General features: G+C 28.6%; 26 protein-coding genes. 19 read left to right on the top strand and 7 right to left on the bottom strand.

Features of this window, described 5'->3' with window-relative positions:
• Position 1 precedes the first annotated feature (1 nt).
• From ACYQ1U_RS08325 to ACYQ1U_RS08360, 8 genes are read left to right on the top strand one after another with little or no spacing between them, the layout of a single operon-like run.
• Positions 2–973, top strand: coding sequence for a complex I subunit 1/NuoH family protein (locus ACYQ1U_RS08325; RefSeq protein WP_459886703.1), 972 nt, complete (start codon positions 2–4; stop codon positions 971–973).
• Between the two features lies 1 nt (position 974).
• Positions 975–1,508, top strand: coding sequence for a 4Fe-4S binding protein (locus tag ACYQ1U_RS08330; RefSeq protein ID WP_459886706.1), 534 nt, complete (start codon positions 975–977; stop codon positions 1,506–1,508).
• Positions 1,505–1,972: an NADH-quinone oxidoreductase subunit J family protein gene (locus tag ACYQ1U_RS08335; protein ID WP_459886709.1), complete on the top strand. Its 468-nt coding sequence runs from the start codon at positions 1,505–1,507 to the stop codon at positions 1,970–1,972. Before ACYQ1U_RS08330 ends, ACYQ1U_RS08335 begins: the two co-directional genes overlap by 4 nt.
• 2 nt (positions 1,973–1,974) lie before the next feature.
• On the top strand, positions 1,975–2,283 hold the full coding sequence (locus ACYQ1U_RS08340; protein WP_459886712.1) for an NADH-quinone oxidoreductase subunit NuoK: 309 nt from the start codon (positions 1,975–1,977) through the stop codon (positions 2,281–2,283).
• Complete coding sequence (locus tag ACYQ1U_RS08345) at positions 2,276–4,126, top strand: NADH-quinone oxidoreductase subunit 5 family protein (RefSeq protein ID WP_459886715.1); 1,851 nt, start codon at positions 2,276–2,278, stop codon at positions 4,124–4,126. The genes ACYQ1U_RS08340 and ACYQ1U_RS08345 overlap by 8 nt, the downstream gene beginning before the upstream one ends.
• Position 4,127: 1 nt before the next feature.
• Complete coding sequence (locus ACYQ1U_RS08350; protein ID WP_459886718.1) at positions 4,128–5,558, top strand: complex I subunit 4 family protein; 1,431 nt, start codon at positions 4,128–4,130, stop codon at positions 5,556–5,558.
• Positions 5,558–6,889, top strand: coding sequence for an NADH-quinone oxidoreductase subunit N (locus ACYQ1U_RS08355; RefSeq protein WP_459886721.1), 1,332 nt, complete (start codon positions 5,558–5,560; stop codon positions 6,887–6,889). Before ACYQ1U_RS08350 ends, ACYQ1U_RS08355 begins: the two co-directional genes overlap by 1 nt.
• A 32-nt stretch (positions 6,890–6,921) precedes the next feature.
• Positions 6,922–9,168, top strand: a complete 2,247-nt coding sequence (locus ACYQ1U_RS08360; protein WP_459886723.1) for a tetratricopeptide repeat protein — start codon at positions 6,922–6,924, stop codon at positions 9,166–9,168.
• A 133-nt stretch (positions 9,169–9,301) separates the two neighbouring features.
• Here ACYQ1U_RS08360 and miaA read toward each other — a convergent pair whose 3' ends face one another.
• Positions 9,302–10,159, bottom strand: a complete 858-nt coding sequence (gene miaA / locus ACYQ1U_RS08365; protein WP_459886726.1) for a tRNA (adenosine(37)-N6)-dimethylallyltransferase MiaA — start codon at positions 10,157–10,159, stop codon at positions 9,302–9,304.
• A gap of 55 nt (positions 10,160–10,214) precedes the next feature.
• Between miaA and mqnP the strand changes: the two genes are divergently transcribed.
• The 9 genes from mqnP (at position 10,215) to ACYQ1U_RS08410 (ending at position 17,038) form a co-directional block, all read left to right on the top strand.
• Positions 10,215–11,054: a menaquinone biosynthesis prenyltransferase MqnP gene (gene mqnP, locus ACYQ1U_RS08370; RefSeq protein ID WP_459886729.1), complete on the top strand. Its 840-nt coding sequence runs from the start codon at positions 10,215–10,217 to the stop codon at positions 11,052–11,054.
• Positions 11,051–11,557: a hypothetical protein gene (locus ACYQ1U_RS08375; RefSeq protein ID WP_459886732.1), complete on the top strand. Its 507-nt coding sequence runs from the start codon at positions 11,051–11,053 to the stop codon at positions 11,555–11,557. Before mqnP ends, ACYQ1U_RS08375 begins: the two co-directional genes overlap by 4 nt.
• Positions 11,550–12,017 (top strand): DUF6115 domain-containing protein, encoded by a 468-nt coding sequence (locus ACYQ1U_RS08380; protein ID WP_459886735.1) that lies wholly within the window; start codon positions 11,550–11,552, stop codon positions 12,015–12,017. The genes ACYQ1U_RS08375 and ACYQ1U_RS08380 overlap by 8 nt, the downstream gene beginning before the upstream one ends.
• Before the next feature lie 83 nt (positions 12,018–12,100).
• Positions 12,101–12,523 carry a 50S ribosomal protein L13 gene (gene rplM, locus ACYQ1U_RS08385; RefSeq protein ID WP_459886738.1) on the top strand — a complete coding sequence of 141 codons (423 nt, stop codon included), beginning with the start codon at positions 12,101–12,103 and terminating at the stop codon, positions 12,521–12,523.
• A 5-nt stretch (positions 12,524–12,528) separates the two neighbouring features.
• Positions 12,529–12,921: a 30S ribosomal protein S9 gene (rpsI, locus tag ACYQ1U_RS08390; protein ID WP_459887184.1), complete on the top strand. Its 393-nt coding sequence runs from the start codon at positions 12,529–12,531 to the stop codon at positions 12,919–12,921.
• A 945-nt stretch (positions 12,922–13,866) separates the two neighbouring features.
• Positions 13,867–14,352, top strand: a complete 486-nt coding sequence (locus ACYQ1U_RS08395; protein ID WP_459886741.1) for a hypothetical protein — start codon at positions 13,867–13,869, stop codon at positions 14,350–14,352.
• Positions 14,339–15,484, top strand: a complete 1,146-nt coding sequence (locus ACYQ1U_RS08400; protein WP_459886744.1) for an NAD(P)/FAD-dependent oxidoreductase — start codon at positions 14,339–14,341, stop codon at positions 15,482–15,484. Before ACYQ1U_RS08395 ends, ACYQ1U_RS08400 begins: the two co-directional genes overlap by 14 nt.
• 101 nt (positions 15,485–15,585) lie before the next feature.
• Positions 15,586–16,353, top strand: coding sequence for an ABC transporter ATP-binding protein (locus ACYQ1U_RS08405; RefSeq protein ID WP_459886747.1), 768 nt, complete (start codon positions 15,586–15,588; stop codon positions 16,351–16,353).
• The gene (locus tag ACYQ1U_RS08410) at positions 16,340–17,038 is read left to right on the top strand and encodes an ABC transporter ATP-binding protein (RefSeq protein WP_459886750.1); all 699 of its coding nucleotides are present in this window, start codon (positions 16,340–16,342) and stop codon (positions 17,036–17,038) included. Before ACYQ1U_RS08405 ends, ACYQ1U_RS08410 begins: the two co-directional genes overlap by 14 nt.
• On the opposite strand, the gene ACYQ1U_RS08415 is transcribed toward ACYQ1U_RS08410, so the two are convergent.
• The 6 genes from ACYQ1U_RS08415 to ACYQ1U_RS08440 form a co-directional block, all read right to left on the bottom strand.
• The gene (locus ACYQ1U_RS08415) at positions 17,035–17,916 is read right to left on the bottom strand and encodes an exonuclease domain-containing protein (protein ID WP_459886753.1); all 882 of its coding nucleotides are present in this window, start codon (positions 17,914–17,916) and stop codon (positions 17,035–17,037) included. The two genes, ACYQ1U_RS08410 and ACYQ1U_RS08415, sit on opposite strands and share 4 nt — an antisense overlap.
• Complete coding sequence (locus ACYQ1U_RS08420; protein WP_459886756.1) at positions 17,897–18,559, bottom strand: hypothetical protein; 663 nt, start codon at positions 18,557–18,559, stop codon at positions 17,897–17,899. Before ACYQ1U_RS08420 ends, ACYQ1U_RS08415 begins: the two co-directional genes overlap by 20 nt.
• On the bottom strand, positions 18,552–19,220 hold the full coding sequence (locus tag ACYQ1U_RS08425; RefSeq protein WP_459886759.1) for a P-loop NTPase family protein: 669 nt from the start codon (positions 19,218–19,220) through the stop codon (positions 18,552–18,554). Before ACYQ1U_RS08425 ends, ACYQ1U_RS08420 begins: the two co-directional genes overlap by 8 nt.
• Before the next feature lie 68 nt (positions 19,221–19,288).
• Positions 19,289–20,110: a PDC sensor domain-containing protein gene (locus tag ACYQ1U_RS08430; RefSeq protein ID WP_459886762.1), complete on the bottom strand. Its 822-nt coding sequence runs from the start codon at positions 20,108–20,110 to the stop codon at positions 19,289–19,291.
• 30 nt (positions 20,111–20,140) lie between these two features.
• Entirely contained in the window at positions 20,141–21,424 is a 1,284-nt protein-coding gene (locus ACYQ1U_RS08435) for an ammonium transporter (RefSeq protein WP_459886764.1), read from the bottom strand.
• On the bottom strand, positions 21,414–21,752 hold the full coding sequence (locus ACYQ1U_RS08440; protein WP_459886767.1) for a P-II family nitrogen regulator: 339 nt from the start codon (positions 21,750–21,752) through the stop codon (positions 21,414–21,416). Before ACYQ1U_RS08440 ends, ACYQ1U_RS08435 begins: the two co-directional genes overlap by 11 nt.
• Positions 21,753–21,925: 173 nt before the next feature.
• On the opposite strand from ACYQ1U_RS08440, the gene ACYQ1U_RS08445 reads away from it, so the two are divergent.
• Together ACYQ1U_RS08445 and ACYQ1U_RS08450 are read left to right on the top strand one after the other, a co-directional pair.
• Complete coding sequence (locus ACYQ1U_RS08445; RefSeq protein ID WP_459886770.1) at positions 21,926–22,273, top strand: ferredoxin-thioredoxin reductase catalytic domain-containing protein; 348 nt, start codon at positions 21,926–21,928, stop codon at positions 22,271–22,273.
• Positions 22,260–22,988 (top strand): ferredoxin-thioredoxin reductase catalytic domain-containing protein, encoded by a 729-nt coding sequence (locus ACYQ1U_RS08450; RefSeq protein ID WP_459886773.1) that lies wholly within the window; start codon positions 22,260–22,262, stop codon positions 22,986–22,988. The genes ACYQ1U_RS08445 and ACYQ1U_RS08450 overlap by 14 nt, the downstream gene beginning before the upstream one ends.
• Positions 22,989–23,019: the final 31 nt, after the last annotated feature.

Below are 23,019 nucleotides of genomic sequence, written 5' to 3' on the forward strand. Positions count from 1 at the left end.
AATGAGTATAGGAGAAATGCTATTTTATATTTTAGTTTTTCCAGGGCTTTTATTTTTACTTGCTTGGACATTTTTTGTATTTTATTTTTCAAGAAAAACTTTAGCTTATATTCACAAAAGGGTGGGACCGCACTATAATGGACCGGCTGGATCATTACAGACAGTTTGGGATGTATTTAAACTTTTAACAAAAGAATCAATTACACCAAAATCGGCTGATCCGTATTTGTTTAATATTATTCCTATTATTACTCCACTTGTTGCGGCACTTCCGGTTATTTTAATTCCTTGGACTCCATTAATTAATAATGGGCATGGAATTTTAGATACAGATTATGGGGTACTTGGACTTGTAGTTTTAATTGGAGTTGAGCCATTTTTATTATTTCTTACTGGTTTTGGAAGCCATAATAAATACTCATTTCTTGGAGGTATGAGAATACTTGCTCAAATGGTATCGATGGAAGCTCCATTTTTCTTAGCGGCACTATCTCCTGCTATTTTATTTGGTACAATGAATCTTTATGAAATTATGTATAGCAATACATGGCTTACAACTTTAATTTTACTTCCAGGTGCAATTATTTATATTATAGCAATGCTAGGGATATTAGAACAACCTCCATTTCATATTCCAGATGCAGAACAAGAAATAGTGTATGGTTTTTATACAGAGTATGCAGGGACTAATTATACACTACTTAAATTTGCTGAATTTACTGAGATTTTAGTAGTTTCAGCATCAGCAGTTGTACTGTTTTTTGGTGGATATAGAGGGCTGTTTTTTGATAGTTTTTGGTGGTTATTTTTGAAAATTGCACTTCTTGCGGTTTTAATGGTAGCAATTAGGGCAAGTAACCCAAGACTTAGACTTGATCAGATGCTTAAATTCTGTTGGAGTTGGCTAGCACCTATGGCAGTTTTAAACCTTGTATGGGTTACATTTGCAAGATTATATATTTTAGGAGCGTAAGATGATATTTGAAATTGGTGAAAAAATTATAAGGGTTATGAAATCTTTTAGAGAACCTAGGATAGCAATTAAGGATGTAGTAAAAGAGCCAGCTCATAAATCCATTATGTTTAGGGGAAAACACGTAATTAAATATGAATTATGTATTGGTTGTGATGCATGTAATAAAATATGTCCTGTTGATGCAATTAAAATGAAACCACTTCCAATTAAAAAACCAAAAATTATACCTGAAGTTAATTTAGCTGTATGTATTTTTTGTGGGCTATGTGAAGATGTTTGCCCTACAAAACCTGAAAAAGCAATTAAACTAAGTGGTGGTGATATTGAGATGGTAACAGATGGTGATCATCAAACTCTTACAGATTTTTGGGTTAGGGTTGATGTGCCTGAGGAATGGATTGAAATGAAAAAACGTGAAGAAGAGGAGAAAGCTAGAAAAAAAGCTGAAAGATTGAAGAAAAAAGATGAAGCTAAAAAGCAAGATGAAAAAGAAACTGAAAAAGCAAATGCAAGCAAAGGAGATGAAAAATGAGTGTATTAATCCTTGCATTAGCCATTATTTTGGCTGTAATGAGTTTGGCTCAAAAAAATACAGTCCCAGCTGTTATTGCATTTGTTATGATGATGTTTTTACTCGGTATTTATTATATTGTGATGGGTGAAAAATTATTAGGCCTTTTTCAAATTTTTGTATATACAGGGGGTATTGTTGTTTTAACTCTATTTGGAGTAACTGTAGTAGGCTCAAAGTTTCCGAAATTTACATTAAGACCATGGGCAGTTTCAATAGTTACTCTAGTGCTTATTGGACTTATGATAGTACCATTTTTATTACCAGAAATGCCATATCAAGGAAAAGCAATACCTTTAAAAGATCAGGTTAAAATTTTTACTGATTTTTATGCTGAAGTTGCAATTTTTATGAGTGTTGTGGCAGCAAGTATATTATATGGAAGTATTAGAATGCTACATACACTAAAACATGGAAAGGAATAAAAATGGTACATTTTTACATTGATGCCATTGCGGCTATTATCCTTTTTGGAGTAGGTCTTTATGGAGTTACAAGTAAAAGTGATTTTTTGAAAATTTTCTTTTCTCTTGAAATGCTTTTAAATGCAGTAATTTTATTACTTGCTAGTGCAGCATACAATTTTGGATTAACAAAAGGACTTGCAATTGCATATGTAATTATTGTAATTGCAACTTTAGAAGCAGCAGCAGGAGTACTAATATTTATTTTAGCTAATAGAATGACTGGTGAAATTATTCCAGATAATCTTGATAAGGCGGTGAGCGATGAATAATGCAGTATTAACACTATTAATCGCTCCTTATATTGGAGCCGTATTAGCGTATATTATTGGTAAAGCTAAAAAAGAATTAGCTTTTTGGGTAGCAGAGGTAGTAGGAGCAATTTTATTTATTGCAAGTTTAGTTTTATTTTTTAAATATTCGGGTAATGTAATTGATATTGATTATACTTGGATTGCTTTTGGAAATATACAAATTCCTTTTGGTATTTATATTGACCATTTGTCTATTATAATGCTTTTAGTGGCAACAGGGCTAGGGTTTTTAGATATTCATTTTGCTCATGACTATATGGGAGAAGATCCAGACCAGGCTAGATATTATGCAAAAGTACTATTTTTTATTGGTGGTATGATACTACTTGTTATTACAAAAGATTTAATTGGTGCGTTTATTGGTTGGGAGTTTATGGGACTTGCTAGTTACGCATTAATTAGCTTTTGGTATTATAAAAACTCTGCTGCTAATGCAGGAATGCAGGCATTTTTATATACAAGATTTGGGGATATATTTATTTTAGCAGCTATTGCACTACTTTTTTATTATGCAGGTAGTGTAAATTTAGTAGAGTTAAATGAGATGGCTAATAATGGTCAAATTGATAAAACTCTTGCTTTAGTAGTTGCGTTATTTATTTTTATGGGTGCTATTGGAAAATCAGGTCAATTTCCACTTTATCCTTGGCTTATGAATGCAATGGAAGGTCCAACTACAGTTTCAGCACTAATTCATGGTGCTACAATGGTTAATAGTGGTATTTATATTGTTGCAAGACTGTTTGACTTTTTTGCTTATACGGATGCACTTTTTATAGTAGCAAATGTTGCAGCACTATCTGCATTTATAGGAGCTACTTCAGCACTAGTTCAAAAAGAGATTAAAAAAATATTAGCATACTCAACTATGTCGCATCTTTCAATTGCTTTTGTAGGGCTTGGAGTAGGAAGCCTTGCTGCTGGTATGCTTCACTTAGTAAATCATGCAATTTTTAAAGCATTATTATTCTTAAGTGCTGGGGCTGTAATTTATATAGCTCATCATACAAAGGATGCATGGAAACTAGGAGGACTTATTAAGACAGCACCTTGGGTAGCTTTATTTATGGCAATGGGTTCTTTAAGTCTTGCAGGTGTTCCACCATTTAGTGGGTTCTTTTCAAAAGAATTTGTAGTTGCAGCTGCATGGGAATGGGGTAATGGTTTTACAAAAACGTTTGTAACTATTGCAGCACTTTTATCAATTGCTTATATTACTAGACTTTGGATTTTAATATTCCTTGGAGAACCAAGGAATGAGGAGCTGAAAGGTAGTGTTCATTCTCCTAGTAATCTATGGATAAGATTGCCGCTTGGAATTTTAGCATTTATTACATTATTTATTTCAATTTGGCAAATGGATATAGTTCACTTTATAGTAGGAAAAGAAGTAATAGAACCTCATGTAGCAGGACTTGGTGCATTTATGCTAACTAGCATGGTACTAATCTTTCTTATTGTAGTAGGATTATATGTAAAAGGACTAAATCTATTATACAAAATTGCTTCACATCATTTTGTGCAAACAATACATCAAGTGTTATTTAATGGATATTATGTAGAAGCTATGATTACATGGATCTCAAAAAATATTATTGTTAACGCTATTGCAGCATCAGCTAGATGGTTTGATACTTATGTAATAGATTTTGTTGTAAATAAAACAGTAGATATGACAAGACTTGTTTATGTAGGGTTTAGAGCAGGACATAGCGGTAAAATTGGTACATATATGGGACAATTTGTCCTTGGGGTAGCAATTATTGTTATTGCAATTTTAATTATTGTAAAGGGGCTATAAAATGGTAGCGTTAGATATAATTTTTGCACCAATTTTTTTCTCAGCCCTCGTGTACTTTTTAACAAGAGGGGCAGAGCATTTTGCTAAGTATATAGCACTAGGTTGGTTTATAGTATTATTTATAATTACGCTTAACTGGTATAATATGTTACCAGAAGATGGTGGCTTTTTATTTTTGGGTAATTTTTTAAGTGTAGAGCAATTTGGATTTGAACTTACTTTACAAATTGATTCATTAAGTGTTGCTATGCTTTTATTAACTGCTGCACTTTTAATTTTAGTTGTACTTACATCATGGAATGAAAAAAAACAATCAGCATACTTTAGCTTGCTTATAATGTTTAGTGGGCCTATTTTTGGTGTATTTATGACTACTAATGTTTTATGGTTTTTTATGTTTTGGGAACTAACACTTGTACCAATGCTTTTTTTAGTAGGTATTTGGGGAGCAGAAAATAGAATTTATGCAGCAATAAAATTCTTTATTTATACTCATGTATTTGCAATGTTTATGTTTGTTGGATTTTATTTACTTTATAAACAGACTGGATATTGGGATTTAACGCTAATTAAAGAAACAGCTCTTGTAACACCTGCTCTTATTTGGTGGTTAATGTTTTTAGGATTTGCAGCAAAACTTCCTGTATTTCCATTTCATACATGGCTCCCAGATGCACACGTTCAAGCTCCTGGTAGTATTTCTGTGCTATTAGCTGGAGTTCTTTTAAAAATGGGAGCTTATGGGTTAATTAGATTTACAGTAGAACTTATGCCAATTACTACTTTACAGTTTGCTAAATGGATGTTAATGTTTGGTTTAATTACAACTTTTTATGCAGGTTTCTTAGCTATATATGAAAGACACATTAAAAAGATGGTTGCATATAGTTCTATTTCTCATATGGGATTAGTAGTAGTAGCAATTTCAACAATGACTTATGATGGTCTTAGTGCTGCGCTTTTCGAAATGATAGGGCATGCACTAGTAATTTCGCCACTATTTTTGATTGCTGGATGGTTACATCATAAAACACATACTTGGTATATGGATGAAATGGGTGGTGTGATGAGGAAAGCTTCATATGTAAGTGCTATATTTATATTAGCTGGTATGGCTGCTCTGGGACTTCCAGGTACTATGGGGTTTGTTGGTGAACTTACTATTATAGTATCAGCTGTAAAAGCTTATGGATGGTGGATTGCTGTAATTGCGTTAGCAGGTCTTATTAGTGCTGGATATATCATCTGGGCTGTTAGACGTGCAATTCATGGTTCTATGGGAGAGAGAGTAATTAATGCTAATTTTAGTATGAGTTTACCGTTTAGACTAGCTCTTTTTATTTATGCAATTTTAATTGTTTATTTTGGTATCAATCCTCAACCTATTTTTGATTTGGCAAATAAAGCATTTAGCTTCTTTGGAGGGATGTGATGAGTTTTATAGTATTAATAGCAGCGGGATTATTAGTTCCGGTATTTTATAGAAACAATATTGTAATTGCTAAAATAATTGCGGTTTTAGCATTTGTAATGGCAAGTTATTTCATTTACAAGGGCCAAAGTTTAAACAGTTTATTCCCTTATTTTTTTGCAGATGATGCTACCATATTGATGGAGTTTGTATTATTAGCGACTCTAGCAGCAGTTTCTTTAGCTTTAACAGGATTTGAGAGGCCTTTAATTTCTCAAATGCTTTTCTTAGCTGGAGCATCTTTAGCATTTCTTGAGACTAACAATTTCTTTATGTATATTGTACTATTTGAAGTTATTGCTATGATTTCTTATATTTTGGTGGCAAACATTAGGAATTTTTATAATGCTGAAGGTGCTATAAAAGCGTTTATTGCAGGTGCAGTTGCAAGTGGTGTTATTTTACTTGGTTTTGCACTCTTTAGTTTTACTACTGATAGTTTCAATTATCAAGAGATGAATATAGCTGGTAAATATACATTAATTGCAGTTGCTATAATGTTAGCGGGTATCTTTTATAAATTAACAGTAGTTCCTATGCATGGATGGGCAGCAGACGCTTATTCTCAAGTAAATCATGCAGCTGCAGCAATTTTAAGTGGGGTAATTAAAAGTGTTATGCTTTTTGCTACTTTTAAAGCATTTTATAAATTTTTAATTGCTTATCCACTAGCTACTGTTTTAATTTTTAGTTTCTTTGCAATTTTAACGATGACATTAGCGAACTTTATGGCTCTTTGGCAAAAAAGAATTTCAAAAATTTTAGCTTATTCATCAATTGCACATAGTGGTTATGCATTAATACCATTTGCAGCAGCAGCGAGTGCTTACTCATATGCAGGTATTTTATATTATGCAGTAGCTTATATTTTTATGCAAACAAGTGTATTTTTAATTTTAAATGATTTAAGAAGAGAACTTGGAGTAAAATATCTAGAAGACATTAAGGGACTTTACAAAAAAGCACCTTTACATTCACTATTTTTTACAATTCAGTTATTTTCGCTTGCAGGTATTCCACTTCTTGCAGGATTTTTAAGTAAAGCAGTAGCATTTTATGCAGGTGTAGATGCTGGGCTTTGGTGGGTTGTATTAATAGCACTACTTAATTCTGCGCTTGCAGTTGGATATTATGTATGGGTTATTAAGCATATTTATTTTGATGAATCAAAAACTGACAGTTTTGCTTCTATGTCAACTGGTAGTTTAATTGGTCAACTTATATTACTTGCTGGTACTATTTATTTTGGTATAGTTGCAGCAGATATAATCAATGCTACTATAAGTTTTTAACCTTTTTGATATAATAATCAAAAAGGTTTGAGTTGATTTTTTTTCTTCTTTTTCCTATTTTATTATTTTCTTTGGAGATAAATGTTGATTATGGAAAAGATAATAAGTCATATGAGATATTAACCTTATATAATGACTTTCCTTTTGAGTGTAAGGCACAAGAAAATAATATAACTTGTATTTTTGATAAAGTTCCAACTACTCCTGTATTTAAAGATAAAACATATTTCTTTTCTATACTACCTAAGTTTGATAAAAAGTTTATTGTAAATATTCAGGTAAAAGGAAATTATAAGATTTATGCTTTTAAAGACAATTTATATAACTCTCCTCTAATTACTCCTTTTAAATTAACAAAAGCTAAAAAGTGGGTAATAATTGCAAATGAACACTTTTTAAATAATAAATTAAATGGACTTAACTTTTATTATAAGCATACATTTTTGCCTTTTATAGGAGCTATTGATGAAAACTTAAATCCAGTAGATACTGGCAAAAGTCAAGATTTAATGAAATATTTTGAGATTTTAAAAGCATATAAAAAGGGGTTAGATGTAACTAATGAAATAGATGATTTTATAAAAAAATACCCAAACTCTATCTTTATTTCAGATGTATTATATATGAAATTAAAAATTTTTGATAAAAATGGAAATTTTGAAGATGTGATAAAACTCGGGAAGGAATGGATAAAAAGATTTAGCTTTAGTGAAAAACTTCCAGAAGTATTACTTCTTATTGGTGAGAGCTATTCAAAAATAGGATTTGTTAGTGATGCAAGTTATTATTTCAATCGTATAATTAGTGACTATCCTGATTCAAAATATGCATATCTTGCTATGATTTATTTAGCAGACCAACTTTTTATGATGGGAGATGAAAAAAAAGCATTTAAACTTTATAAAAAAGCATTATACTCCACAACTGATTTAGATATTGCATCACTTGCAGCTGCAAGACTTGCAAGTAGATATGTTGATAAGGGAGACATTAAAAAAGCAATTATTTATTATGAAAAAATTTATAAAGCTAATAAGAAGTTTTTGCTAAAAGACAAAAAAAAGGCTTATGAGCTAGCAAATATGTTGGCTGAGCATAAAGTATATTCTCTTGCAATAAATATAGGTGAAGATTTACTAAAAAAGTTAAAAAAATTAGATGACTTATACGAACCTCTTCTTTATAAACTGGCTGTATGGTCGTATGAAAATAAAGATTATAAAAAGGCATTGCAGTTTATAGAAGAATATTTAAAACAATTTTCATATGGAGATTATTCTGATGCTGCAAAAGCACTTAGAGATAAGATATTATTTAATTTGCCAGAAAACAATTTAACAAAAAAATTAAATTATATTGAAAATATTCTTAAAAATTATCAAGGAGAAATTGCTAAAAAAGCTATTGTAGAAAAAGCAAAAATACTTTTTAAATTGAAAAAATATGATGAAATTTTAAAATTAGAGGATAAATTAAAAAATATTCCAGAAAAGATCTTTCCTGATAAAAAAGAGTTTTTAAAGAAAGTTAAAAAAGAATATATAAAAATGCTTTTAAAAGAAAATAAATGTATTAAGGCAATTGAATTAATTAAAAAATATAAAATTATCCTTGATAAGAAATTTGATGAAAAAGTATATGAATGTGCAATGTTAGCAAAAACATATGATTTAGCTTCAGTTATATGTAATAAATATTTAAACTTAGCAGATGATGAAATATTTAAAAAATGGATGAAAAGAAAAATTGAGGCACTTTGGGCCCTTAAAGATTATAAAAATGTAGTAACTGCAGTTGATGATTTATGTAATGTTTTAAAAAAAGGATGTTATAAATATCTTAGATATAAATTTTTTGCTCTTTGGAATTTAAATGAGAAAAAAGAATCTTTAAAAGTAGCAAAAAAATTAGAAGCTTTTGATAAGATACAAAATGCTGATGTGTTTAATAAAATAATAAACTGGGCACTTAAAAATAACGATAACTTAATGGCCGCTAGTTTTGCTAAAAAGACAATTGATTTACAAAATAAATTTAAAGCATTTCCATATTCACCATTTGTTGAATTTGTTTATGCACAATATACAAAAGATAAAAAAGAAGCAATAAAAGTACTAAAGTCTCTATTAAGTAGAGTAAAAGGAGAAGATAAAGCAAGGGCTTTATTTATGCTGGCAAATTTAACAAAAGAGAAAAAGTATTTAGAGGAGTGTTTAAATATAAAAGATTCTAAGCTTTGGAAAGGATTATGTAAAGATGCAATGGAACTATTAAAATAATGGAAAATGCAAAAGAAGTTAGTATAGGTTAGTAGAAGTTGTATGGGTTATAAATATTATAAACCTCTAATACCTCTAATACCCTTATTAGTGACAATGGACAATGATTAAATATTGCAAAATTAGGATATTTTTAATTTTTCATTGATAGTAATATTAGTTTTTCAAGTTCTTCAAGGGGAGCTGAAATTTTATCAGGGAATTGGGTTTTGTTGAAAATCTGTTGTCTTTTAGCAAGTCTTGCTGTATTTGTTACTATTTTTTCAAAAAGTGTTTTTTTATCATAAATTCCATTAAAATAATCCAAGACTTCTTTTACTCCAATAGCCTTTAAACTAGATAGTCTCCTATCTCTGTATTTTGATTCAAGGTATGCTACTTCATCAATTAATCCATTTTCAAACATTTTTTGAGTGCGAATTTTTATTCTATCTCTTAGAGTATTTCTATCTATTGCTATTTCAAATATAGGGATTTTTGGGAGAACTGGTACTTTAGGATTATTTTTAAAATACTCACTTGGAGGCATATTTGTTGCTAAGAAAATTTCTATACCTTTTTGGGTTCTATATGTATCGTTTTGGTTTATTTTAGAAGCAAAAATAGGGTCTATTTTCTTTAAGAAATTAAACCCAAGTCTTTTTGCTTCTTTTTTAATTTCTTCTGATATTTTAGGCATTTTAGATATACCGTCAATCATTGCTTTTAGATAAAACCCCGTTCCTCCTACTATTATAATATTTTTGTGAGGAATGTTTTTGTAAATCTCTATAAATTTATTTACATCAAATTTTTCATTTGGATATATCTCATTAATGCCGTAATGTTTAACTTCTGTTAACTCAACTTTACTTGGTTTAGCTGATGCTATATCTATTTCTTTGTAGATACTTAGACTATCAAGTGATAATATCTCAAATCCAAGTTTTTTTGCTAAGTTTATTGCTAGATTGCTTTTACCACTTGCAGTAGGACCTATAAGTGCAAACAATTTAATCCTTTTTTGTTACAATTATACAAATTTTAATATTGTTTTAAGGTGGGAAATGAAAAAATATTTAGAATTAGTTAAATTTTCTCATACAATTTTTAGTATACCTTTTATTCTTATAGCAATGATTGTTGGAGCAAATGGTTGGTTTGGCTGGAATCTTTTAATACTTGGGATCTTAGCAGCCACTAGTGCTAGAAATTTTGCAATGGCAGTAAATAGATTAGTTGATAAAGATATAGATATAAAAAATCCAAGAACTTCTAATAGACCATCTGTTACGGGAGAAGTCAGTTTGAGAGAAATGAAAATATTTATAGCTGCTAATGCATTGATTTTTATAGGTACTGCATATATGATAAATGATTTAGCTTTTAAATTATCAATTCCAATTTTAATTATCCTTGGAGGATATAGTTATTTTAAAAGATTTAGTGAACTTGCTCATTTAGTGCTAGGGGTATCTCTTGGACTAGCCCCTATTGCAGGTGCTATTGCTGTTAGTAATTCAATTCCAGAATGGAGTGTGTTTTTAGCATTTGGAGTAATGTTTTGGGTGGCGGGATTTGATATTTTATATTCATTGCAAGATATGGAGTTTGATAGGAAAGAAGGGTTATATTCAATTCCAGCTATTATAGGCGATAAGGGGGCTATTTTTATTTCAAAATTATTTCATATTTTAGCTGTTGTTTTTTGGATGTTTTTTGTTGTGTATGCACATTTAGGGTTTTGGGCTTTTGTTGCAGTAATTGTTTCAGCTTTGATGCTTTATTATGAACATAAACTAATAGCTAAAGATTATCAAAATATTCCAAAAGCATTTTTTGATGTTAATGGATTTTTAGGTATACTTTTTTTAGTCTTAATTTCTCTTGACAAGGTTTTTAAATGAGATTTATTCCAGCTTTTATATCTATTGAATTTGAAGAATATAAAGATAAATTTAAAGAAGAATTTGATAAACTATCAGCTGAAATTGATGATCCAATAGGTCAATATATAAAGCTTGCAAAAGCAAGGGGTGAGACAAAAGATACAGATCCATTATTACTTGAATTATTAATAGCACTTCATAGAAAAGTTGATGAACTGACTTCAATTGTAAAAAATGAAAAAAAAGAACTTATATTACTAGAATATAAAAATGAAATAGAAGCAGTTGGGTTTGAGCATTTTAGAATAAAAGATAAACTATTTAAAATTAATCAAAAATATTATGCAAGGTTAGACTTACCAGTTTTTCCAAAAAGAGTAGTGCCAGTGATTTTTAAAGCTCTTGATGAGAAAACTGCTGAAATAATTCATATGCATGATAGAGATATTAGGGATTATAATGCATTTATTGTAGCGAGAGAGAGAGCAATTATTAGGGAGTTAAAATCAAAAAATGGATAAGTTAATCTTAATAATTTTTATAGGTTTAAGTGGATTTATGTTATTTTTATTTTTTTATATTTTAAAAAGAGAAAAAATAATAGAACAAAAATTTGCAGCAATAGAAGTAAGTTTAGAAGAACTAAATAAAGAAGTGTTTTTATTAAAAAAAGATCTTAAGAAAGATAATACAATAAAAACAGTTGAAAAAATAGAAGAAATAGTTGAAACTATTGTAGATGATATTAGGTTTATGGAAGAGAAGAATAAAAAGTTTTATGAAAAAATAGAAAATGAAGTTTCAAAAATATATTCTCAAATTAAAAAAAATAGTTTAAGTTTTAGTAACCTTAATAAACACGAAGAAGATAAAATATTAAGTCTTTATAAAAATGGATATAGTGTAGAGGAAATTTCACGTGAACTCAGGATCCCGGCAGGTGAAATTGAATTAATATTAAAATTTTCAAACATATTATAATCTTAAAGTTTGCTTAAATTAAGTTTTTTTTAAGTTTTCTTGTCTACAATTCCATACCTAAAAAATTCACAAAAGGTGTGATAATGAAATTTACAAAATCTATAAGACCTGAAGATGTTAAAAGAGATTGGATTTTAATAGATGCAAAAGATAAAATATTTGGTAGATTAATTACTGAGATTGCTACAATTTTAAGAGGTAAACACAAACCTTACTATACTCCGCATGTAGATTGTGGTGATTATGTAGTTGTTATTAATGCTGATAAAGTAAAATTCTCAACTGCTAAAAAATTAGAAGATAAGTATTATAGACATACTGGGTATTTTGGGCATGTAAAAGAAGAAACGGTAGAAAAGCTTCTTAAAAATAATCCGGAGAAATTATTTAAGCTTGCAACAAGAGGTATGCTTCCAAAAACAAAACTTGGAAGAAAAATGCTTAAAAAGCTAAAAGTTTATGCAGGTGAAAATCATCCTCATACAGCTCAAGTAAAGGGTAACTAATGAAAATGCATGGAAGAATTTACGCAACTGGTAAAAGAAAAGAAGCAGTAGCAAAAGTTTGGCTAAAAAATGGAAGTGGTAATATAACAGTTAATGGTAAGACATTAGATGAGTTTTTAGGAGGAAGAGAAGCTCTTAAACTTAGAGTTAGATGGCCATTAATGTTAGTAAAACAAGAAAACAGTTTTGATATTGAAGTAAAAGTTTTTGGTGGTGGTTTTGCAGCACAAGCAGATGCAATAAAACACGGAATTTCAAAAGCGCTTGTTGAATATGCACCAGAATTTAGAAGTATTCTAAAGCCAGCAGGGCTTTTAACAAGAGATGCAAGAGTAGTAGAGAGAAAAAAATACGGGAAAAAGAAAGCAAGAAAATCTCCTCAATTCTCAAAAAGATAATTTCTTTCTTCTTTTTTATTCTTTTATAGAAAAAATCTTAGAAATTAGTATTGTTAATATATATTCTAAAACTCACAAAAAATATATTAATTTTATTAAAACAATATAATAAAACAACTGTCCTAATCTTAAGAACGGCACTGACTAAATGGCAATTTTATGACCTTTAAGATTAAGTTCAGCAAAAAACATAGCGAGTCTTCTATTAAGCCATTCAAAAGATTTAGCATGTGCTTTTCTCTAAGAGAATGATTGCTTCGCAACCGCTTCGCTTCATTAGTTTTCCTAACAAGATAAGACACTTTATTCCTCTTTTGAGAATTCAAATTTTCTACTAAATTTGTATATTTTGATTTCTCTTGAATTACTTTATCTTCATAAACATTTGAATATGCAAAATGACCATCTGTGTAATATCTTTCTACCTTTGGCAAATCAAAATTAAACGATAATAAACTTTCAATATCTTTTTTTTGGATAAAAAATAAAAATAAAATTTTCTTCCTGTTTTAGTAACTCCCACTGTTGTCCATACATAAACTTTATTATCTTTTTTACCATAAAAAGTATAAAGTTCATCTAAACAAAGATATGAAAACACTAAATTAGCTTTTTTCAAAAGATTTACAAATAGTTTATACAACTCTTCATACTCCATAAGTTTTTTTTAAATGATATTGAACTGTTCCTAATTCTACTCCAATAACTCTTGCTATTTTTCTTAATTACATTTTTTCTGAGAATAATTTAAAAATCATTTCCTTTTGTTCTTGAGTTAATCTTTTATATTTTTTATATTTTTTCCCTTTATTAAATCCAACTTTCATAAGATTAACCTTTTTCTAAAAAAAAAGCAATTTTTGTCCCTATTTAGTCAGTGCCCTTAAGAACATTTATACACTTTTATTTTATATCTTGATATAATTTTTTTTAAAAAGGTGATGTATGAAACCTTATATATGGTTTATTGTGCCTCTAATTATCGGAGGATGTAGTATTAGCAACACTTCTACAAAAGTTAAGAGTTTTACTCAATGTTATATAAAAAAAATTCCTGCTCCATTTTGGGTTTGTTATCAGTCATCTTTTCAATCTGTTGGAAAAATCCACTCTGCACAAATAAATAGATTAAAACAAGAAGAAGCTTTTTCTATAGGAGTATCTGATTTGATTAGTAAGCTTCAAGCAAAAACAAAATTGTTTTTGAGAAGATTAGAGATAAATGACAAAAAGACTAATCAAATATTAAAATTAGTTAAAAATTTTGTAGTTATAAACTCAATTCAAGGGGATAGTTGGTATTCTAAAAAAGAAAATATGCTTTATGTTGAGGTAAAAGTAGATAAAAAAGATTTTAAAAGGTTTATATTTAATGAGTTAAAAGATATAGATAAAAAAACATTACAAATGGCATATGATGAAGTCTTTTGATTTTGTAATAATTGGCGGAGGAATAGCAGGTCTTTTAACAGCATGGTTTTTTAAAGATAAGAAAATATTATTAATTGATAAAAAAGAGGTTTTATCGGGAGCAAGTGGAGCTGCGGGAGCTTTTTTGTTTCCAAAAGTAGGATATAATACTGAATATACAAGATTTATAAATGATGGAATAGTTGAAGCTGTTAAATTTTATAATGATATAGGTGTATCTACTTATACTAAGGGAGTTTTAATTTTACCAAGAGATGAGAGAGATATTGCAAAATTTCAAAAATATGAAGAACATATTAAACTTCCTTTTGTAAAAAAAGATAAAGGTTTTTACTTTAATATAGGAAGTGTTGTAGACCCAGGGGAAGTTAAAGAAAAAATAAAAGTTCCTTTTGAAAAATTAGAAGTTAAAAAAATAGAAAAAAAAGATAACTTTTGGATTATAAATGATTTAATAAAAACAAAAAATATTATTTTAGCTACAGGATACGAAGAATTAATTGATATTCCATATATAAAAATTAGACCAATTTGGGGAGAAAAAATAGAGATAAATGGAAAATGGAAAATGAAAAATGAAAAATTAAAAAAAGGGGTCCCCGAAAAATCGACAGATTTTTTGGGGTGTTATTTTCATAAAAACTGTTCGGTTGGATTAATTGATGGTATATTAAAAATTGGGGCGACTCATAAAAGAGATTGTAAGAATTGTAAAGAAAATTTAGAAGAAGCGTATGAGCTTATAAAAAAAGCTAAAGAAATTATTGATATTAGTGAATATAAAATTTTAGATATAAAAGGTGGATTTAGAGCTTCAAGTGTTGATTATTTTCCTGTGGTTGGTAAAATTATAGATATTAGAAAAACTCTTTTAGAAGACAAGCATATAGTAAAAGGAGATGTTCCAAAAAAAATTTTTTATATTGATGGGCTTTATATCATTAATGGAATGGGTGCTAGAGGTTTTTCTAATGCTTATATTTGTGCTAAAAAATTAAGAGATTATATAGAAAAAAATGAAAAATTAGGTATCTTAGATACAAAAAGATTATTTATTAAATGGGCTAGAAAAGAAGGGGAAAAATATTTAAATGAAAAATGGAGAATGGAAAATGGAAAATATAATAATTAAATATAAAATAACCTCTACTACCTTTAAAACCTCTACAATTTCTAATATTCTAATATACAAATATATCAATACACAAATAACAAATATACTAAAGGAAAAATATGCTTAAAGTGGATAAAGTAACTAAGCAATTTGGTGGGGTAGTTGCAATAAAAGATGTTTCTTTTAATATAAAACCTCTTGAAATTTTTGGACTTATTGGTCCAAATGGTGCTGGAAAAACAACGCTTTTTAATATTATTACAGGAGTTCTTAACCCTACAAATGGAAAAGTTTTTTTTAAAGATGAAGAAATAACAAATCTAACTTCAGTAAATATTGTTCAAAGAGGAATAGCAAGAACATTTCAAAACATAAGATTATTTAAAAGTATGAGTGTTTTAGAGAATGTCCTAATTGGTTTTCATAATCACTATAATTATAATTTTTTTGAAGCTCTTTTTAGGTTTCCAAGGTTTTTTAAAGAAGAAAAACTTTATAAAGAAAAAGCTATGGAAATTTTAGAGTTTTTAAAAATAGCTGAATATGCTAATTTGAATGCTACAGCTTTAAGTTATGGAAATCAAAGAAAAGTTGAAATAGCTAGAGCTCTTGCAACAGAGCCTGATTTATTGCTTCTTGATGAACCAGCTGCTGGAATGAATCCAAAAGAGACAGATGAACTTGCTGATACTATATTTAGATTAAGAGAAGAAAAGGAAAAAACTATTCTTTTTATTGAACATGATATGAAGTTTGTTCAAAAAATAGCTGATAGAGTATTAGTACTTGATTATGGTAAGACAATTTTTGAAGGAAAACCGAGTCTCATGATGAAAGATGAAAAGGTTATAAAAGCATACTTAGGAGATATCGATGTTGAAGGTTAAAAATTTAAAAGTAAAATATGGAGTAATTGAAGCTGTAAGAGGCATCGATTTTGAAGTAAAGGCAGGGGAGATTGTAACTATTATTGGAGCAAATGGAGCTGGAAAAACTTCAACATTAAATGCAATTTTTAATTTAGTAAAAAAAGAAGGGAATATTCAGTTTGTAGATGGAGATATTTCAAAAATCCCAACTCATTTAATAGTAAAAAGAGGAATGGCACTTGTGCCTGAAGGGAGAAAAATATTTATAAATCTAACGGTAGAGGAAAATCTTAGAATCGGAGCTTTCCTAAACGATGAAAACTATGAAAGACTCAAAGAACAAATGTATACTCTTTTTCCAAGACTTAAAGAAAAAAGAGAAAATTATGGAGGAAGTCTTAGCGGTGGTGAGCAACAAATGCTTGCAATTGCAAGAGCTCTTATGAGTGAGCCTAAAATGTTAGTTTTAGATGAACCGTCTCTTGGACTTGCACCAAAGATTGTAAAAGAAGTATTTGAAATATTAATTAGATTAAATGAGGAAAATGACGTAACTATTCTTTTAGTTGAACAAAATGCAGGTGCTGCATTAAAAATAGCTAGTCGTGGATATGTAATGGAAAGTGGAAAAATAGTAATGGAAGATGATGCAAAAAGCTTACTTCAAAGTGAAGAAGTTAAGAAAAAATATCTAGGAGGTTAGATTTTACCTAAAATTTCTCCTATTTTTGCTCTCATACCTTTACTCATTTTCATATTGTGATAAGCCCAAGACAGATATTGTATATCAATTTCAGCTACATCTTGTATAAGCATACCCTTATATTTTCCAACACCAAATCTATATTCAGGCTCTACATCCAGATTTTCAAGATGATGTTCAATAGAATATTTTACATCTGGATCAAGGTCAGTTAAGCTTAACATATATTCAATATAGTCAGGGTCTTTTATTAAAATATCTCTTATTTTTTCAAATTTGTATTTACCTTGATAAAACTTATCATAAAGGACAGGTTTTTTAGTGAGCTCTACTAAATCTTCAACATTTTTTTTATAATTTTTTATTATATATTCAAATAAAAGGTTTAAAACTATCACATCTCCAAGAGCATCATGGGCATTTATTTTAATATTGTATTTTTCACAGATTTCTTTTTCTTTTTTATAAAGGCCTAGTGCATATCTATTATATTGAAGTGAAAATTTTCCTTCTGGTAATAGATGTTTTAATACTCTAAATGTATCTACAAGTTTAAAAAATGAGTTAAATCCTTCTTTTTGCAGCATATCTAAATCAAATTTAGCATTATGAATTACAAGAATATTATTGATACTATTTAATTCTTTTAATCTTTTATATGCTGTTGTATGTTGAATTTTAGGCTTATCTTCTATCATTTCATTAGTGATATGATGTACTGCCATAGCTTCGTAACTTATAGGAAGAGGCGGTTTTACTAATTCATTATGAATTTCTTCAATTTCTAGGTTCTCATTTAAAACTAAATAACTTAATTGACAAATTCTATCTTCTTCTTTATTTCCTGTTGTCTCTGTATCAAGAATTATTATTTTCATCTTTTTCCTTAATTAGAGGTATTTGTATTATGTAACCATTTTCATTATTTATTATTTCAAAATGAGGACTTTTTATATGTTTTAATGGATTTAATTTTGTTATTACTGAAATTATAGGGTATTTTTTATTATTTACTTTTATATATTCTCCAATGTTTATTTTTGTCTCTATATAGGCCTCTTTTTGATTTTCTAATATCTCAAAAAGTAAATTTAAAAAAGCTTTTTTATTTAGATAAATTTCTGGAATAGATGGATCAAAGTAGATTTTAAATTTTGTGTTTTGTTTTAGATTAATATATTCCATTGCAAAATTTAAAAGCATTGATAGGTCTACTTTTTCAAGTTTTTCAAAATGAATTGAGTGTACATTAGTATTTATAAAAAATCTTACTCCTATTTGCGTATCTTCTTGATATCCTATTGAATATCCATTAAATTTAAAGTCTTTAAATTGAATTTTTTTAAATTCAGTTTTTATACCTGCTTTTTTTGGAGCATTTTTAATAATGAAATCAAAAACTTCTTTTTTATTAATGTAAGATAAAAGTATTTCAGCCTCTTGGTTACAGTATACTATATTTCCTTTTTCGTTAAAGATAATTAATGGATTAATATCATATTCACACCAAAATTCAAACATTTAAAGCCTTCATTTTTTTTGTAAGTGTTACACGATTAATTTTTAGTTGTTCTGAAATCTTTAGTTTAGAACCATATTTTATTTTCATAGCTTCAAAAAGAGTTTTTTCAAAATCTTTAATTTCTTCTTCATAAGTTGAATGGGTATTAATGTAATATTCTTTTAAAAGTCTTAATATATCTTGCTTTTTAGTTGGGAGTAATAAGTTTTGATAGATTTGTCTTTTTAGAGAATTTAAATTTTCGCTAATATCCGGATATTTTATTGTAATGTCTTTGTCAATTTTTAGCTCTTCTTTTGCAACTTTTATAAAAAATTTAATAAACTCTTCTATATCTTCTGGATGGTCTTTTAATGGTTTTAATTCTATGTCCATAGTAAAATATCTTTTTAATAAGTCTTTACTTAAAGGCTTGCTTCCAGTAGCAATTAATACATTATTTTTAAACTCAAGTGTAGGATTTTTATCAAAATCTTCTATTATTATAGGGTTTATAGTAGGTGATAATGGATTTATTATTGCATTTGGAGCTATGTATTTTGCAAGAAATGTTTTCCCAACACCTCTCTCACCCCAAATATATATACTCAAACTTAATTCTTTTGCCATATCAGCTAATTTTTTTATTTTTTGAAGATAAGCAGACTTTGCTAAAAACATAATCACCTTTTTGATGAAATTATAACAAATAATTAAATTAAGTTAATTATAGAGAAGATAATTTTCAATTAACGATTTGTTTTTATAAAATATGTAAGTGTAAATATCATTAATGCAATTCCAGCAAATAACCAAAAAGCATTTGACATTAATGATATGTTGTTTAATGAAATTTTAAATACAAGCATTAAAGCTTCTATTGAAAGAGCTATTAATATAGAAATAATAAATTTTATAAAAGTCTTTTTTTCTATATTTTCATCTTTTTTATAACTTTTAAAAATAACTTCTTGTTCAATTAGTGTTTTAGATAAATCAAAAATAGCAATTGCTATTGTTATATAAATAATAGGTTTAAAAAATGACATAATCGATTTTTCACTCATAAAGATAATCTCATATCCAGAGTATACTAAAATCACAAATGAAATTAATATCATTGCAATTGAGCTTAATAAATAAAATAATTTTGTTACATTATCAAAAAGAGTGTGTGTTTCAAGCAATTTTAAACGTTCAAGTAGTTTTTTTAAATTAAAATCTAAAAAAATAGTTTTATCATTTTGTGAATATGCAAATGTTATGCATATATTTCCAGTTGCTGAACTTTTATATGGTGTTGTTAGACTTGTTTTTTTATCTACTTTTTCAAAAAGATATTCTCTTGATTTGTTTTCTTGAGTTTTGTCAATTTTATTTTTATAATAATTTGGAGATATTTGTTTTTTTGTTTTGTTATCTACAATATATACAAGTTCAAGTGATTTAAAGTTTTTAAATAAACTCTCTATATCAGGGTTTTCAATACTAATACTATTAAGTATTGTGTCTTTTACGAAGTTTCCTATTTTAGTTTTATTTTTTTCGAAAATTTCGACAAGTTCATTCATTTAAATCCTTTTTTAAAAAGAAAGAGGAGATTAAAGGTTGAAGCCTTTTTCTCCATGTTCTGTAGAATCAAGACCTTCAATTTCTGCTTCTTCACTAACTCTAGCTCCACCAGTAAGTAGACTTGCTACTTTTAAAACAACAGCTGTCATAATTGCTGTAAATACAATTGTAACTAGTACAGACTCAACTTGAACCCAAATTTGTCCTAGTCTATCTCCATTTTTTAATGGACCATCCCAAGCTAATTCTTGAAGTGCAAAAAATCCAGTTGCAACAGCACCCCATAAACCAGCAATAAAGTGAATTCCAAATGCATCAAGACTATCATCGTATTTAAAGATTTTTTTAAGAATTGTTACACCAAAAAATCCAGTTACACTTCCACCTATACCAATAATTAGCGCACCAACAATGTCTACAAATCCTGCTGCTGGAGTAATTGCAACAAGTCCAGCTACCGCACCAGAAGCTGCTCCTAAAAGAGTTGGTTTTCCAAATTTAATGTAATCTAAAATTATCCATGTAACTGTAGCAGCTGCAGCTGCAAAATTTGTCATTAAAAATGCACTCCCAGCTATTTCATCTGCTCCAAATTCACTTCCTGCGTTAAATCCAAACCATCCAAACCAAAGTAAAGCTGCACCAAGTGCTGTTAATACTACACTACTTGGCATCATTTGAGTTTTTGGATAACCTTTTCTTTTACCAATCATAAGTGCTGCAATAAGTCCTGCTAGACCACCATTCATATGAACTACTGTTCCACCTGCAAAATCAAGCGCACCATCGTTATATAAAAATCCTCCACCCCATACCATATGAGCTACAGGAGCATAAACAAAAGTAACCCAAAGAATTACAAAAACAAGCCAAGTTGAAAATTTTGTTCTTTCAATTATACTACCACTTGCAATTGCTACAGTAATTGCTGCAAATGTCCCTTGAAATGCAATAAATACATAACTTGGATATCCACTACTTTCTAAATCAGAATAACTAATTCCACTTAAAAAGATATGCTTTAAACTTCCAATAACTCCAGCTATATCATCTCCAAATGTTAATGAATAAGCCCAAAACACCCATACAACTGTTGCTATAGCATATGCACTAAATACCATCATATAAGTATTAAGCGTATTTTTAGCTCTTGTCATTCCCGCATAAAATAGAGCTAACCCTGCTGGTGTCATAAGCATAACAAAAGCAGTTGCTACCATCATCCATGTTGTGTTACCTGTATCAAGCTTTGGAGTATCACCTGCAAAAGCTAAACTAGCAAGTCCTAATATTGATAAAATTCTAAACAGCATCGCTTCCCCTTTCTCCTGTTCTTATTCTTATTGCATCTTCTACTGGTAAGATAAATATTTTACCATCACCAATTTTTCCTGTTTTTGCATGAGTTTGTATTATTTCAACAGTTTTTTCTACAAAATCATCATTTACAAAAATTTCTAGTTTAATTTTTGGTAAGAAATCTACAACATATTCAGCACCTCTGTATAGTTCAGTATGTCCGTGTTGTCTTCCATGTCCCTTAACTTCAGTTACAGTAATTCCTGTGATATCTGCTTCTACAAGAGCCTCTTTTACTTCATCTAGTTTAAAAGGTTTAATAATAGCTTCAATTTTTTTCATTTTAGCTCCTTTTTTGGTTTGCATAATTTTATATTAAAAAAAGACTTTTAAAGTTTTTTTCGTGATTAAATTTTATACATAAACTGTAAAATAAATTGTCAAATTAGAGCAATTTTATCTTTTTTTGACTTTTTTTTATATTTTGATAAAATCAAATAAAAAAAGGAGAAGTTATGCTTGCACCAAAAAGAACTGATATAGATATGAATAGTGAAGAATTTAAAATAGAAGAAGAAAAAACTAAAAAATTTGTTGAAAAAGTTGTTAAACAATTTGGATGGTGTTTAACACCAAATAAAGAAGTATATGATGGTATTGTAATGGGACTAACTCGCAATAAATTAATGTACGGAAAAAGATATTGTCCATGTTTTATTCCTATGGGGGATAAAGAAGATAGAATTTGTCCATGTAAACCGGCAATTGAGTATGAAGTAAAAGAGGGGTGCTGTCATTGTGGAATTTTTTGTAACACGCAAAAATGTGAAGATATAAAAAAGGAGCTTAATGAAAACAGTTGATATAAACTCGCCTGAATTTCAACAAGAGTTTTTGAAAACGGAAAAATTTGCGCATAAAGTAATAAAACAATTTGGATGGACTTTTCATCCAGATGAGGAAGTTGTAGATAGAGTGTTAAAGGGACTAACAAATAACAAGATCCTTTATTCAAAAAGATTTTGTCCTTGTTTTCCTGTTGAAGAAAAAGATGGTAAATATGTAAGTAGTGATAATAGAATTTGTCCATGTCCTCAGGCAATAGAAGATGAAATTCCAAATGATGGTGTTTGTCATTGTGGAATATTTTGTACACCTGAGTTTGCTAAAAATTACGAAAAAGAACATCCTAAAAAACATCAAGAAATAGATGGATTTAGTGTAGATGAAGTTGAAAATATTTTAAAAAAAGAACAGATTCTAGGACATGAACTTGAACTGCTTCTTAAAGCAAGAGAAAAAGGTGTTGCTAATTTTAAACTGATTGATATAAGAGAACCTTTTGAATACCAAATGATGAGAATTAAAGGTACTGATAAGCTTCTTCCAATTAGTAGAGTTCAATATGATTTAGATGAGTGGATGAAGCTAAAAGATGAGCGAATTATTATTTATTGTCATGTGGGAAGCAGAAGTGGATATTTACAACATGCACTTCAATCCCAGCTTGGGTTTGATAAAGTAGGAAATTTAACATATGGAATTGCTGATTATCCAGGAGAAATTGAAAGAGGATAAAATTTTAAGCTCCAAGTTCCAATAGGAGCTT

This window comes from Caminibacter profundus (assembly GCF_054657155.1).

Coding starts and splice junctions, on each gene's coding strand:
- ACYQ1U_RS08350 (WP_459886718.1), top strand. CDS start 4,128: ATGGTAGCGTTAGATATAATTTTTGCACCAATTTTTTTCTCAGCCCTC.
- ACYQ1U_RS08425 (WP_459886759.1), bottom strand. CDS start 19,220: ATGTTTTTAGCAAAGTCTGCTTATCTTCAAAAAATAAAAAAATTAGCT.
- ACYQ1U_RS08400 (WP_459886744.1), top strand. CDS start 14,339: ATGAAGTCTTTTGATTTTGTAATAATTGGCGGAGGAATAGCAGGTCTT.
- mqnP (WP_459886729.1), top strand. CDS start 10,215: ATGAAAAAATATTTAGAATTAGTTAAATTTTCTCATACAATTTTTAGT.
- ACYQ1U_RS08340 (WP_459886712.1), top strand. CDS start 1,975: ATGGTACATTTTTACATTGATGCCATTGCGGCTATTATCCTTTTTGGA.
- ACYQ1U_RS08445 (WP_459886770.1), top strand. CDS start 21,926: ATGCTTGCACCAAAAAGAACTGATATAGATATGAATAGTGAAGAATTT.
- ACYQ1U_RS08450 (WP_459886773.1), top strand. CDS start 22,260: ATGAAAACAGTTGATATAAACTCGCCTGAATTTCAACAAGAGTTTTTG.
- ACYQ1U_RS08355 (WP_459886721.1), top strand. CDS start 5,558: ATGAGTTTTATAGTATTAATAGCAGCGGGATTATTAGTTCCGGTATTT.
- ACYQ1U_RS08420 (WP_459886756.1), bottom strand. CDS start 18,559: ATGTTTGAATTTTGGTGTGAATATGATATTAATCCATTAATTATCTTT.
- ACYQ1U_RS08380 (WP_459886735.1), top strand. CDS start 11,550: ATGGATAAGTTAATCTTAATAATTTTTATAGGTTTAAGTGGATTTATG.
- ACYQ1U_RS08410 (WP_459886750.1), top strand. CDS start 16,340: ATGTTGAAGGTTAAAAATTTAAAAGTAAAATATGGAGTAATTGAAGCT.
- ACYQ1U_RS08395 (WP_459886741.1), top strand. CDS start 13,867: ATGAAACCTTATATATGGTTTATTGTGCCTCTAATTATCGGAGGATGT.
- rpsI (WP_459887184.1), top strand. CDS start 12,529: ATGCATGGAAGAATTTACGCAACTGGTAAAAGAAAAGAAGCAGTAGCA.
- ACYQ1U_RS08335 (WP_459886709.1), top strand. CDS start 1,505: ATGAGTGTATTAATCCTTGCATTAGCCATTATTTTGGCTGTAATGAGT.
- ACYQ1U_RS08345 (WP_459886715.1), top strand. CDS start 2,276: ATGAATAATGCAGTATTAACACTATTAATCGCTCCTTATATTGGAGCC.
- ACYQ1U_RS08430 (WP_459886762.1), bottom strand. CDS start 20,110: ATGAATGAACTTGTCGAAATTTTCGAAAAAAATAAAACTAAAATAGGA.
- ACYQ1U_RS08375 (WP_459886732.1), top strand. CDS start 11,051: ATGAGATTTATTCCAGCTTTTATATCTATTGAATTTGAAGAATATAAA.
- ACYQ1U_RS08435 (WP_459886764.1), bottom strand. CDS start 21,424: ATGCTGTTTAGAATTTTATCAATATTAGGACTTGCTAGTTTAGCTTTT.
- ACYQ1U_RS08405 (WP_459886747.1), top strand. CDS start 15,586: ATGCTTAAAGTGGATAAAGTAACTAAGCAATTTGGTGGGGTAGTTGCA.
- ACYQ1U_RS08440 (WP_459886767.1), bottom strand. CDS start 21,752: ATGAAAAAAATTGAAGCTATTATTAAACCTTTTAAACTAGATGAAGTA.
- ACYQ1U_RS08325 (WP_459886703.1), top strand. CDS start 2: ATGAGTATAGGAGAAATGCTATTTTATATTTTAGTTTTTCCAGGGCTT.
- ACYQ1U_RS08415 (WP_459886753.1), bottom strand. CDS start 17,916: ATGAAAATAATAATTCTTGATACAGAGACAACAGGAAATAAAGAAGAA.
- rplM (WP_459886738.1), top strand. CDS start 12,101: ATGAAATTTACAAAATCTATAAGACCTGAAGATGTTAAAAGAGATTGG.
- ACYQ1U_RS08330 (WP_459886706.1), top strand. CDS start 975: ATGATATTTGAAATTGGTGAAAAAATTATAAGGGTTATGAAATCTTTT.